This window comes from Bacillus yapensis, from assembly GCF_005280205.1.
GTDB classification, from domain to species: domain Bacteria; phylum Bacillota; class Bacilli; order Bacillales; family Cytobacillaceae; genus Robertmurraya; species Robertmurraya yapensis.
On sequence record NZ_SUND01000005.1, the window covers coordinates 207,494 to 220,062 of the forward strand.

12 protein-coding genes are annotated in these 12,569 nt (G+C 39.5%); 6 read left to right on the forward strand and 6 right to left on the reverse strand.

Annotated features, from left to right (window positions below):
- The first annotated feature begins 132 nt into the window (after nt 1-132).
- The 3 genes from FAR12_RS08730 to FAR12_RS08740 all read left to right on the forward strand — a co-directional run bounded on the left by FAR12_RS08730 (nt 133) and on the right by FAR12_RS08740 (nt 3,257).
- Complete coding sequence (locus FAR12_RS08730; RefSeq protein ID WP_126408308.1) at nt 133-1,167, forward strand: FecCD family ABC transporter permease; 1,035 nt, start codon at nt 133-135, stop codon at nt 1,165-1,167.
- Nucleotides 1,167-2,189: a FecCD family ABC transporter permease gene (locus FAR12_RS08735; RefSeq protein ID WP_126408309.1), complete on the forward strand. Its 1,023-nt coding sequence runs from the start codon at nt 1,167-1,169 to the stop codon at nt 2,187-2,189. Before FAR12_RS08730 ends, FAR12_RS08735 begins: the two co-directional genes overlap by 1 nt.
- Nucleotides 2,190-2,306: 117 nt before the next feature.
- On the forward strand, nt 2,307-3,257 hold the full coding sequence (locus FAR12_RS08740; RefSeq protein WP_170972144.1) for a glycerophosphodiester phosphodiesterase family protein: 951 nt from the start codon (nt 2,307-2,309) through the stop codon (nt 3,255-3,257).
- Nucleotides 3,258-3,286: 29 nt separating this feature from the next.
- Here FAR12_RS08740 and FAR12_RS08745 read toward each other — a convergent pair whose 3' ends face one another.
- The 6 genes from FAR12_RS08745 to nagZ all read right to left on the reverse strand — a co-directional run bounded on the left by FAR12_RS08745 (nt 3,287) and on the right by nagZ (nt 8,687).
- Nucleotides 3,287-4,315, reverse strand: coding sequence for an ion channel (locus tag FAR12_RS08745; RefSeq protein ID WP_126408311.1), 1,029 nt, complete (start codon nt 4,313-4,315; stop codon nt 3,287-3,289).
- Between the two features lie 4 nt (nt 4,316-4,319).
- Complete coding sequence (locus FAR12_RS08750; protein WP_126408312.1) at nt 4,320-5,549, reverse strand: glutathionylspermidine synthase family protein; 1,230 nt, start codon at nt 5,547-5,549, stop codon at nt 4,320-4,322.
- A complete protein-coding gene (locus tag FAR12_RS08755; protein ID WP_246010349.1) occupies nt 5,546-6,025 on the reverse strand; it encodes an RNA helicase in 480 nt (159 codons plus the stop codon). Before FAR12_RS08755 ends, FAR12_RS08750 begins: the two co-directional genes overlap by 4 nt.
- The gene (locus FAR12_RS08760; protein WP_126408314.1) at nt 6,026-6,424 is read right to left on the reverse strand and encodes a DUF350 domain-containing protein; all 399 of its coding nucleotides are present in this window, start codon (nt 6,422-6,424) and stop codon (nt 6,026-6,028) included.
- Between the two features lie 32 nt (nt 6,425-6,456).
- A complete protein-coding gene (locus FAR12_RS08765) occupies nt 6,457-6,771 on the reverse strand; it encodes an aminotransferase yhxA (RefSeq protein ID WP_126408338.1) in 315 nt (104 codons plus the stop codon).
- A 251-nt stretch (nt 6,772-7,022) separates the two neighbouring features.
- Entirely contained in the window at nt 7,023-8,687 is a 1,665-nt protein-coding gene (gene nagZ / locus FAR12_RS08770) for a beta-N-acetylhexosaminidase (protein WP_246010350.1), read from the reverse strand.
- A 199-nt stretch (nt 8,688-8,886) separates the two neighbouring features.
- Between nagZ and FAR12_RS08775 the strand changes: the two genes are divergently transcribed.
- From FAR12_RS08775 to FAR12_RS08785, 3 genes are read left to right on the forward strand one after another with little or no spacing between them, the layout of a single operon-like run.
- Nucleotides 8,887-9,618, forward strand: coding sequence for a GntR family transcriptional regulator (locus FAR12_RS08775; protein ID WP_126408316.1), 732 nt, complete (start codon nt 8,887-8,889; stop codon nt 9,616-9,618).
- A complete protein-coding gene (gntK, locus tag FAR12_RS08780; protein ID WP_126408317.1) occupies nt 9,611-11,155 on the forward strand; it encodes a gluconokinase in 1,545 nt (514 codons plus the stop codon). Before FAR12_RS08775 ends, gntK begins: the two co-directional genes overlap by 8 nt.
- Before the next feature lie 12 nt (nt 11,156-11,167).
- Nucleotides 11,168-12,514 carry a GntP family permease gene (locus FAR12_RS08785; RefSeq protein WP_126408318.1) on the forward strand — a complete coding sequence of 449 codons (1,347 nt, stop codon included), beginning with the start codon at nt 11,168-11,170 and terminating at the stop codon, nt 12,512-12,514.
- Nucleotides 12,515-12,569 lie beyond the last annotated feature (55 nt).

Genomic DNA, 12,569 nt, shown 5'->3' on the forward strand with positions numbered 1-12,569 from the left:
GGAAAAATTTCAACTATTTTTAGAGAAATATAGTTCCAAACCTTTTAAATGTGGACTCGCATCCTTTTCATTGATAGAATATTCTCGGATCTAATCATAATGATCCGTATAAAAAAACATTGAGGTTTTATAATGACCAAAACAACTATAAATGAATCAGAAAAAATTCATTCAAGACCATTTACTGCCTTTTTTATTATAATTGCTGGATGTGTAGCCTTAGTTTTCGGATTGGCACTCTCGATATCAGTGGGAGCGGCTGATATTGACTTACGGACCGTTTGGGAAGCTGTCTTTCAATTTAATCCGGACAAAGAAGGTCATACCGTTATCCAAGAAATACGTCTTCCCCGCTCACTAGCTGATGTTCTTGTAGGAGCTAGTTTTTCCGTAGCCGGTGCGATTATGCAAGGAATGACACGGAATCCTCTTGCCGATAGCGGCCTTTTAGGAATTAATGCTGGAGCCATTTTTATGGTAGCTCTATGCTTTGCGTTCCTTCCTGGAATCTCCTACAATACCTTGATGCTTTTTTCTTTTATAGGTGCTGGATTAAGTTTGGCGCTTATTTACGGGGTTGGTTCTCTCGCCAAAAATGGATTGTCACCTGTCAGGCTTGTCCTGGCCGGAGCCGCTGTGAGTGCCTTACTAACAGCTTTGAGTGAAGGTATCGCCATTTACTTTAATCTAAGCCAAGATTTAGCCTTTTGGTACGCTGGAGGAGTCGCAGGTATTCAATGGCTCCAAATTAAATATATGTTCCCTTGGATTATGGCTGGATTAATCGGTGCGATGTTCTTATCCCCTTCTATTACCGTGTTGAGCCTTGGAGAGGAAATAGCCACAGGTCTTGGACAACGCACGAGATTAGTGAAATTAGCAAGTGTTCTCGTCGTATTAATATTGGCTGGGGCAGCCGTATCTGCTGTTGGACCAATTGGGTTTGTTGGACTACTTATTCCCCATTTAACACGTTTCTTAGTGGGCGTCGATTATCGATACATCATTCCATGTTCAGCTATTTTGGGAGGTTTATTTATGACCATCGCTGATATTGGAGCACGAATGATTAATCCCCCTTATGAAACACCGATTGGGTTTATTTTTGCGTTAATAGGCGTTCCCTTCTTTTTATATGTAGCGCGAAATGAAAGGAGGGCATTTTGATGAGTTCAGCCAATTTTGAGCGTCAGAAAAAAACACGCCGAATCTCTGTCATAACAATCTTTTCTATTTTAATAGTAATTACATTTTTCATCAGTATGAACACTGGTTTGTCTCGTTTAACACCGATGGAGGTTATGGATACTCTATTTGGTCACGGAACAGCGAAACAGGACCTTATTTTACACAAAATCCGCCTACCTCGTATCGTGATTTCAATTCTTGTTGGAGCTGGATTAGCTGTATCTGGCTGCATTTTACAAGGAATATCTCGAAATGACATGGCTGATCCAGGCATTCTCGGAATCACTGCGGGTGCTGGATTAATGGTCGTTTTATTTATCGCTTACTTTCCAACTGCAGCAGATGCGCCATCGCTTTATCTGCCATTTCTTGCGTTAATTGGTGGTGGGTTAACGGCTGCACTTATTTATGTTTTAGCTTATAAAAAACAAGAGGGATTACTTCCAACAAGGTTTCTACTTACGGGAATTTCAGTGTCAGTTGGGTTAATTGCATTAATTAATGTACTTACACTACGACTGCACCCTTCAAAATTCCAGTATGTCGCCGTTTGGCTTGCTGGAAGAATTACTGGGACGACATGGGATCATGTATTAGCTCTTCTCCCCTGGATTATTCTTTTATTCGCGTTTGTATTCTATCGTGCACGTCATTTAGATGTGATGATATTTGGTGATAATATCGCAACTGGTCTTGGGATCAATGTTGAGAAAGAACGCCTAGTATATTATGCAGCAGCAACTATGCTTGCCGCAGCTTGCGTCTCTGTAAGTGGAGGAATTGGTTTTGTCGGGTTGATCGCTCCTCATTTGGCAAGAAAACTAGTGGGCCACAATCATAAGTATCTACTTCCAGCCTCCGCACTAGCTGGAGCCTTGCTCTTATTGATTGCTGATACGCTCGGCCGTTCTCTTTTTCTTCCATCAGAGATTCCTGCAGGGATTGTCGTTGCCGTCATTGGGGCGCCATACTTCCTATATCTACTTGCTCGTGCAAAGTGATAAACAAATGTGAGGCATGTTTTCTCAATATGAGAAGCATGCTTTTTTTGAAAAAATCCCCCTAGAAAAATGTATAATTAAATGGAAAAATGCCTAATAGGAGGAGCACCTTACACAATGAAGAAGCTACTAAAGAGTAAAGTGATCAGAATTCTAGCTATTATATTAGTCTTATATTTCTTAAACTTGATATTCCCAAAAACGCAAACCACTCTTGATCAATCGTGGTTCCCTAGTGAAAACAAAGGACCGCTTGTCATTGCCCATCAGGCAGGTAATCAAGAAAGACCTTCCTCTACGAATCTAGCTTTTGAGCATGCCGTAGAAATTGGATCGGATGTGCTTGAATTTGATGTGGCTTTGACGAAGGACAATCAGCTTGTTACGATCCATGACCTTTCATTAGATCGGACGACAAATGGTACTGGACTCGTACGTGATCATACGTATGAAGAAATTAAAGCTCTTGATGCAGGTTATGGACTTGAGGATGAAAACGGTCAACCTATTCGCGAGGTTTCTGGAAATCCTTATATCGAAGAAGGCGCCTATATCCCCCATTTAGAAGAAATTTTCACCAAGTATGGGGATTACAAAATGGTCATTGAATTGAAAGACTCAGGTGAAGACGGGAAAAAGAATGCCAAGGTATTCTGGGATTTAGTTCAGAAATACGATATGGAGGACAATCTTGTTGTCGCTTGCTTTGATAAGGAGACGTTAAAAGAACTTCGCGCACTATCCGATGACAAACTAATCTCTTCCGCTAGTGAAGGTGAAATGTATCCATTTTACGCGTTCTATTTACTTGGACTTCCTGTCTTTAATAATTTTGTTTCTTTTGAAATGCTTCATATTCCAGTTAGCTATAACATAAAAGGGGTCAATTTAAATCTATTAACCGATTCCCTTCTGTCAGATGCGCATAAACGGAATATGGCTGTGTACTATTGGACGATTAATGATGAAGACGAAATGCGTAAGCTTATAAGAATGGGTGTAGATGGAATCATGACGGACCGCCCCGAATTGCTTATTCAAGTATTGAAGGAAGAAGGACTAAGATAAACAAAAAACTGCAGAGCTCTGCAGTTTTTTTATCCCACAATTTTCATATAAGTCGGTTCATCACAGATGATAAATAGCTTAGCTTGATCAGAGATTTTTTCATTGTGGCGGCGGGCAATGTCGAGGGAACTTCCCTCTGAAATGAGAACAGCCCCCATGTCAAATAGTTCCATGGCTGCATCCCTGTACGTATTCCAATGGGGTTTTGCCTGAATTTCATAAAGATTTTCGCCATCTGTATTACTTAACATCTGATTGAACAATTTACTTGAACCATGATAGAGAGAGGCATGGGCCATAAGTCGGGAAACAGAATCATTGGAAAGAATGAATTCATCAACGTTCGCGTGTTCAAATAATGCAATATGTTTGTCTTTCTTTATCTCTACGATGGTATAAATACTTTTCTCATATTTCTTTGAGATATGCTCCACTCTGGAGGCAGTTAACAACGTTTTTCCATCCGCATATTCTGCAAAGTCATTTCGATCATCTGAAAAAATCGCTACTGATTTAGCTTCAAGAATATTGGCTTTCATCAGCACCTCTTCCTCAGCAGGGTTCCCACTGACAAAATGTACTCGATCATGTTCGATTGGCGTCCGTTCTGCATGCTCCACAATTACCACATCACAGTTTTGACCACTATTCAGAATTTCTTCCACGACATTTTCTAGTTTTTCTTTCGATGCACCAATTAAGATATAATGCTCCTTTCCTGAATACGTCAATTGCCCTTCCTCCTTCAACTTTTGGTACCTACTGAGGCCCTCAAATATCTTCCCGATGATCACACCCATGGCACCGATCCCAACTGTATAGATGAGTAGCATCGTAAAGATTCTTCCAATATCACTTTTCGGAAAAAAATCTCCATACCCGACTGTTACTAGAGTGGTCATTGTCCACCACACCGCATCGATAAAGCGAGGGAAGGTCTCTGGCTCAACAAACCTCATTGTTACACTGCTAATAAGAATCATGATAATAGCAAGAAAAATAGCATCTCGGAGCCTAATCTTCGTTATTTTCGAAAAAACTCTATGTAAAATCCACATAAGCCTACCCCCTCTCTTTTAACAGTCCTACGGGCAAGAAATAAGAAAGGTTATTCGTGATCGTCCCTCCAACTCTAAGCCCGAATGCAGCTGATTTTCCATTAAGTAAAAAGCTTCCTATCAGAAGCTTGCCATCCTGAGTACCTTTTTCGCTATGAAACGCGACAGTTGGATGCTCGACAAATTGCTGATAAACAGGAACGAATTCCGAATAGGATCTTTGAACATCCGCATGGAGCAACTGGCCATCCTTATTAAATATTTCTACCGTGTCTCCTTCCCTTCCAAAGGAAGGCTTTTTCACAAAAGGAATTCCTTTTTCGATGAAATAATCAGCTTCAAGATACGTCGGAAGAAAGTACTCATCAATCCAAGTATGCTCTTCCTCTGTAAAAAAGGAGTGGTGCTCTTCATGTAATCCCCAAATAATGGCCTGAACCGCTTTATTTTGTAATAGGAAAGCTGAAGGTGGATTAATCACTACAAGCTTCCCTTCCTCAATGAGCTCCATTAGCCATAAGCCAATCGGATTTCCTTCCTCATCTTCGTCCTTTATCAAGCTTTCGATCGGGAATGTTTGACGATAAAGGATATCTATCTTAATCCCATCGTCATCAAATAAACCTACACCTCTACGAATTTGCAGCTTATGGAGAGGCGTAAATTTAGATGGCACAGCACTTTGTAAATAGAGCACCGTTTCTCGATCTTCGATATTATCTTCGTGAGCAGTAAAAACAATATGCGGGCTATTCGTACCGTAAGATACACTTGCCAAAACAGCTTTTCGTAATAACTCTTCCATCCCTTCATTTGGGTTCTCCACACCAAATTCTTTGCATACCATTCCATTGATATGAAATAACTCCTTAATAAAAGTTGGCGTATCCGCATTGATTTCAATGCATTTATAGCTATCACCGTAAGGAATTAGATCAAGACGAGAAATAACGCTCTCAGCTGGGAGCGTTTTTAACCGAATAAATGCTAGTGTTTCTTTTGGGAATCCCATTTCAAGAAGAGTCTCATCAGGCACCTTTCGAAGCAAGGAAGCTGTTTTGAAAAAAATGGAACCAATTCGCTCACTTATTAGTCGTATTTGATCTACTTCATTTTGATTCAACAGCTTTATGTCATAAAGGGCATATTCTTCTCCATAAAGATCAGCCCAAAATCCTTCGATATTTCCATAAAACTGCTCTCTCTTCGTATGATAATTCGCTTGCCTTTTCAATCTACTACATCTCCTAAGTCCTTCACATATAGCACATACACTCCGCGATCTTCATCAATCTCTGAAGAGGTAACAAGCTTTTGTCCGATATGTGGAATGTCCACCACATCTTTTAATAGAAAGCGAATAGCATCAAAATGAGTGCTACAAGGAACACGCGTAAGTAAGCGAAAGTTTTCTCGTTCATTTGGGCTGCGAAACTCAACATGCAATCCTTTGCCGCGAAAGTTTAATTCATCTTCCCCTGACAAATTCCTTCCTACTTCTTTAAGCACCAATACCTCTTCTTCCCCATTCATCTCTGTAGAGACAAGCTCGTATTGGGTTCCTCTCATTATAAAGTACGTGCAAAGCTGCCTAGCGTACACCTCGTCTATCCCAACATTCGGTATGAAATATTCATAGAACGGCTCATATTGGCCGCTTCCTTTATCAATATAGTAGGTTAATACTTTCAATGTACTTTCACGCCCCATCTAGTAAGATAGACATTTTGCTACGATCCAACCAACAGCTAACGACAAGGATAATAACATCGTACCTACTGCTCTATTATCTTCTTCAATGGCTTTATGAATACTAAAACGTATTGTGATGACTTCTGCTAGAATAAAGACGATTATTTGGGAAAGAATTCCGATCACTCCCCATAACGCCATATCAAGCAAGGATACAGAGTATTCAGCAGCTGCTCCTAAAACAATGGCAAGACCTACGATTTTCCCGCCTAAAGACAATGCAGCCGTTACATTTTTTTCAGCAATTAAGCGAAATTCTTTTAGCTTTGGTGTGCTGATTGTAAATAAAACCACTCCCACAATTAGGAGTACGAGTGCAACTCCTAAATAAGCTGCAAAATTAAGATATAAATTCATTATGATCCTCCCGTTCTAATTTAATCGAACCGTTAGCCCCCGAAGCTTTTCGATCCGCTACCAAACCCTGAGCTCGTCTTGCCTCCTCCCAGATAGGAAGAGCTATTTTTGTAGGTTTTATAGTCACTGCTTTTTAAAAGTGCGCTTTTATTTTTATAATAAAGACCACCAAAATAATAAAAACCATGATAGCTAGAATCATTGTCATCACATTCCCAGACACCATCATCACTGTCCCATTCCCAATCCTGACAGCTTTGATCATCTGGTGGTGGCGGAACTTCAGCACTATTCGCACCACACCCAGCAAGATTCAGGGTAAGTGCAGTTGATGATACTCCGATCATGACCTTTTTCGTTTTCCCCAATGTCTTCACCTCTTTTCCTTTCACATAGAAGATTACGTTTCTAGCTGGTAAAAGATTCAAAATATTTTCAAGTGCATATAATGCTCGTTTTAATAAAAATCGGGACTATAATTAGCCCCATTTTTTCACATATTCATCCATTCTCTGTAGCTGTACGGATGTACTAGATTGCTCTATCTATCAAAGTAATATTTATCCTTCTTTATGGCATCTATTATCTCCGTGATACGTCACGAATTGGGAAGTACCGTTCCTATCATTTGATTTAACGTATCAACATTGACTTTCCCCACACGAGAATCCTCGATTCTATACTTCTCTTTTAACTGCAGAATCCTTGTAACACTTTCATTAATTCGTTCCTCTGAAATTTCTCCTTTTTCAACAGCCTTTCTCATTTCTTCAATTACATGAATCATTTTGTCGTAATCATGTGCGACCATGACGATATCGCTTCCAGCTTTTATCGACCTAATAGCCGCATCCCCCAAATCAAAGTTCCCCGCAATGGCCTCCATCGTCATATCATCGGTTATAATGACACCATCATAGCCTAATCCTTCGCGTAAAAAGTCCGTCATGATTACTTTAGACATTGATGATGGATAATCATCTAATTTTGGTAGTAAGATATGTGCCACCATCACCATATCTGCCCCTTCATCAATAGCACGCTTAAAGGGAATTAACTCCAGCTCTTCAAGTTGTGTGCGTGATTTATTCACTGTTGGCAGCTCCAAATGTGAATCTACAGAGGTATCCCCATGGCCAGGAAAATGTTTTACAGATGCAATGATATTCTCTGATTGTATTCCTTTCATCGTCTGAATTCCTAACGTACTCACAACATCCGGATTAGCGCTAAACGAACGATCACCGATCACGGGATTATCTGGATTACTATTCACGTCAAGAACTGGTGCAAAATTAATATTAAATCCATAAGCTTTGACTAGTTTTCCAAGAACAGTCCCTAATTCAAAGGAAAAAGCAGGATCGTTCATCTTTCCAATTTCCAGGTTGGTAGGAATGTTCTGTAACTCTCCAGGTAGCTTCGTAATTCTTCCGCCCTCCTGGTCAATCCCCAAAAACAACGGAACCTTATTTATGCTATTTCTAGCTTTCAAATCATTTATATATGCAACCGTTTGGGATGGAGTTGTTATATTTTCTCCATTAAGGATAATTCCCCCAACCTTGTATTCACGAACTAAACGGTCTGCATCTCCATTTGATTTTGTGCCTTCAACACCTGCAAAGATCATTTGACCGATCTTCTCATCCAAACTCATCCGATCGACCATTTCCGGAATGGGTAATTGTTTCGATGGTTTTGTTGCTACGACAGAAATATGATGTACGGTAGGATTTGGCTTTTTTTCAGTTGGTTTATCGAGAATCCACTTTAATTGATACTCGTCACTTATTCGGTAAGTCAAAATAATTTGATCGTACTTAGCATCCTGATAATACTTAATATCTGTAGGCTCCCCTAATTGGTCTAATACTTCCTTATAATGAATCTTCTCGAGTTCTTTGGCATATGAACGTAAATCAAAGGCAATTGACTTCTTATATCCAATCGTTACTCGTTTTTCTGGATAAACGGCATAATCACCAACAGATGTCTCATCCATATTTTCAGGGGTTCCGAATATTTTCGTAACCTCTTCATAACCTGTTTCTCCTGCGGTAAATGGAACTTCCAAAATCATTCCTTTTTTAGACAGCGAATAAATTTTATCGATTATCGGAACCTCATCTGTTGAAGAAGGTTCCTCTTGGTTAGCAGGTAGTTGACTTGTTTGCTCCGAATCCTTTTTTTCAAAAAACAAGTAATAGACAAGCCCTATCATCGCGATAGAAACAAATATGAAAATTATTTTTTTGAACACTTTTTGCCTCCTAAAACGACATTTCTTATTCATTATATTAGACTTCAAAAGCTTGAAATTGTTACGATTTTTCAAACTCCTTAACAGCTTCCACAAAAACACGTGAGAATAAAACATAAATAAAGCGCTTGCAATATTTTTTAATTGAATTATAATACTTGTATACAAGTATACTTGAATTCTCTTAAAAGGTGAGCTTATGACTGAATCTAAGCAATTTCTATATCCAGATAAATGGTTATCGAAGGCTTCATCTGGAGACCGCGTAGCCTATGAACTGAGAATGCGCATTATTTCTGGCATGATTGAAAGCGGTGCCATCCTCTCAGAAAATAAATTGGCTGCAGATTTTGAAGTGAGCCGGTCACCAATACGTGAAGCGTTAAAAATACTCGCATCTGAAAATTTGATTCGACTAGAACGAATGGGTGCTGTCGTCATTGGTTTAAAAGAGAAAGAAATAGAAGAAATTTACGATGTTCGTCTCATGATCGAATCTTTCGTATTTGAACGACTAGTAAGGATGGACACAGGAGAATTAGCAATAGAGCTTAGTAAAATACTCGAAATGATGAAGGTTGCAATAAAATATCAAGATGCTGATGAATTTTCATATCAGGACGTCTTATTTCACGAAACCATCATCCGTTACGTCGATCATTCTTACATCCTAATGATTTGGAATAATTTAAAACCAGTGATGGAAAGCTTCATTCTTTTATCAATGCGCATGCGCTTTGCAGAAAAGTACGAAGATTTTACACGAATTGTAAATAACCATGAACTATATATCGATGCCATAAAGACAAAGGATCGAAACCTCATGATTAAGTCTTTACACAAAAACTTTGACGATGTCCAAGGGAAAGTGGAAGATTTATGGAGCTCGCAACAAATGCTATCAAAAGGGGCTGAACAACAAGATGACTAGCTACATGTTAGGGATTGATATTGGTACCACAAGTACAAAGGCCGTACTATTTAGTGAAAAAGGACAAGTGATCGGGCAAGAGAATATTGGGTACCCACTTTACACACCGGATATTTCAACAGCTGAGCAAAATCCTGAAGAAATTTTTCAAGCTGTTTTGAAAGCCATTACAAACATTATGCAACAGCATTCCAATAAGGAACTATCATTCATTTCATTTAGCAGTGCGATGCACAGTGTCATTGCGATGGATGAACATGACCAGCCTCTTACCCCACTCATCACTTGGGCTGACAATCGTAGTGAGGCATGGGCACATAAAATCAAGGATGAGTTAAATGGCCATGAAGTCTATAAACGCACGGGAACGCCAATTCATCCGATGTCACCTTTAAGCAAAATTGCTTGGATTGTCAATGAGCGCCCTGAAATCGCTGACAAAGCGAAAAAATATATTGGCATAAAAGAATATATCTTCAAAAAGTTCTTTGACCAATATGTTGTCGATCATTCGCTCGCTTCATGCATGGGCATGATGAACCTTAAATCTCTCGATTGGGACGAAGAAGCTTTAACGATAGCAGGCGTCACTCGTGATCAGCTTTCAGAACTTGTGCCAACGACAAAAATGTTTAGCAACTGCAACCCTGCATTAGCCAAACAAATCGGGATCGACCCACAAACTCCCTTTGTTATCGGTGCGAGTGATGGAGTCCTTTCAAATTTAGGTGTGAATGCCTTTAGAAAAGGTGAAATTGCCGTCACAATTGGGACAAGCGGTGCGATTCGTACGATCATCGATAAGCCTCAAACGGACGAAAAAGGAAGAATCTTTTGTTATGCCTTAACGGAAAATCATTGGGTGATTGGTGGTCCTGTCAACAATGGAGGAATGGTACTTCGCTGGATTCGAGATGAATTTGCATCTTCCGAAATTGAAACAGCAAAAAGATTAGGAATTGACCCATACGAGGTTTTAACGAAAATAGCTGAACGAGTTAGACCAGGTGCGGATGGATTGTTATTCCACCCATTCCTTGCCGGTGAACGTGCTCCATTATGGAACCCAGATGTACGCGGATCATTTTTTGGACTAACGATGTCACATAAAAAAGAACATATGATTCGAGCTGCCCTCGAAGGTGTAATTTACAACTTATACACAGTGTATCTAGCTTTAATCGAATGTATGGACGGTCCTGTGACAAGAATTCAAGCAACAGGAGGCTTCGCAAGGTCTGAAGTTTGGCGACAAATGATGTCTGATATTTTTGAATCAGAAGTAGTCGTACCTGAAAGCTATGAAAGCTCTTGCCTAGGTGCTTGTATTTTAGGATTATACGCATTAGGAAAAATCGATTCTTTTGAAGTCGTTTCTGACATGGTCGGTGATACCTTTAAACATACGCCGAATGAAGAGGCTACAAAAGAATATAGACAATTGCTACCAATCTTCATCAACTTATCAAGAATGTTAAAAGATGAATATACATCAATCGCAAATTATCAAAGAGGTTTAATCAAACAAAACAACTAGGAGGAATTCACGATGCCATTAGTTATTGTCGGTATTGGAATCATTGCATTATTAATTTTAATCATGGGCTTTAAATTAAACACATTTATATCATTAATCATTGTCTCCTTTGGTGTAGCATTAGCACTCGGAATGCCACTTGGAGAAGTTGTTGCAACAATTGAAGCTGGACTAGGCGGAACGCTTGGTCACATCGCATTAATTTTTGGACTTGGAGCCATGCTCGGCCGCTTAATCGCTGATTCAGGTGGCGCGCAACGAATTGCCATGACCCTTGTAAATAAATTCGGTGAGAAAAATATTCAATGGGCAGTTGTTGCTGCTTCATTCATTATCGGTATCGCGTTATTTTTTGAAGTAGGTTTAGTATTATTAATTCCAATTGTATTTGCTATTTCTAAAGAATTAAAGGTTTCCATCCTGCATCTTGGAATTCCAATGACAGCAGCTTTATCTGTGACACACGGTTTCTTACCACCGCATCCAGGACCAACAACAATTGCTGGAGAATTTGGTGCAGACATTGGTCAGGTTTTACTTTATGGATTCATTATTTCAATACCAACGGTTATTTTAGCAGGTCCTGTATTTACGAAAATTGCTAAAAAATTGGTCCCTGCTTCTTTCACTAAAGCTGGTAATATAGCATCTCTTGGGGAGCAAAAAAGATTTAAGTTAGAAGAAACTCCTGGCTTTGGAATCAGTGTATTCACTGCTTTACTTCCTGTCATTTTAATGTCAATCGCAACAATCATTACTTTGTTACAAAAAACACTAGGATTCGAAGATAATAGTTTACTAGCGGTCATTCGCTTCATTGGTGAAGCTGGTACATCTATGTTAATTTCCTTATTAGTTGCCGTCTACACGATGGGACTAGCAAGAAAAATTCCAATCAAAAACGTGATGGATTCTTGTACAACAGCGATTACTCATATCGGGATGATGCTTCTAATCATCGGTGGAGGCGGTGCCTTCAAACAAGTATTAATCAATGGTGGTGTTGGTGACTACGTAGCCGAACTATTTAAAGGTACGTCTATGTCCCCTATCCTCCTTGCTTGGATTATCGCGGCTATCTTACGTATTTCATTGGGTTCAGCTACTGTGGCAGCGTTAACAACGGCTGGTTTAGTCATTCCAATGTTAGGGCAATCTGATGTTAACCTTGCTTTGGTTGTACTGGCAACAGGCGCAGGTAGCTTGATTGCTTCCCACGTAAATGATGCTGGTTTCTGGATGTTCAAAGAATATTTTGGACTAAGCATGAAAGAAACTTTTGCAACATGGACATTACTTGAAACGATTATTTCTGTAGCTGGATTAGGATTCATTTTATTACTAAGCTTATTCGTATAAATCCTTCTAGGCAGATAACCCCTTAACTTTACGGGGTTGCTGCCTATTCATCTTA

Excerpts from the sequence above, each read along its gene's own strand:
- FAR12_RS08785 (WP_126408318.1), top strand. The coding sequence starts at position 11,168 with ATGCCATTAGTTATTGTCGGTATTGGAATCATTGCATTATTAATTTTA.
- gntK (WP_126408317.1), top strand. The coding sequence starts at position 9,611 with ATGACTAGCTACATGTTAGGGATTGATATTGGTACCACAAGTACAAAG.
- FAR12_RS08735 (WP_126408309.1), top strand. The coding sequence starts at position 1,167 with ATGAGTTCAGCCAATTTTGAGCGTCAGAAAAAAACACGCCGAATCTCT.
- FAR12_RS08730 (WP_126408308.1), top strand. The coding sequence starts at position 133 with ATGACCAAAACAACTATAAATGAATCAGAAAAAATTCATTCAAGACCA.
- FAR12_RS08755 (WP_246010349.1), bottom strand. The coding sequence starts at position 6,025 with ATGGGGCGTGAAAGTACATTGAAAGTATTAACCTACTATATTGATAAA.
- FAR12_RS08760 (WP_126408314.1), bottom strand. The coding sequence starts at position 6,424 with ATGAATTTATATCTTAATTTTGCAGCTTATTTAGGAGTTGCACTCGTA.
- FAR12_RS08765 (WP_126408338.1), bottom strand. The coding sequence starts at position 6,771 with ATGATCGGAGTATCATCAACTGCACTTACCCTGAATCTTGCTGGGTGT.
- FAR12_RS08775 (WP_126408316.1), top strand. The coding sequence starts at position 8,887 with ATGACTGAATCTAAGCAATTTCTATATCCAGATAAATGGTTATCGAAG.
- FAR12_RS08740 (WP_170972144.1), top strand. The coding sequence starts at position 2,307 with ATGAAGAAGCTACTAAAGAGTAAAGTGATCAGAATTCTAGCTATTATA.
- FAR12_RS08745 (WP_126408311.1), bottom strand. The coding sequence starts at position 4,315 with ATGTGGATTTTACATAGAGTTTTTTCGAAAATAACGAAGATTAGGCTC.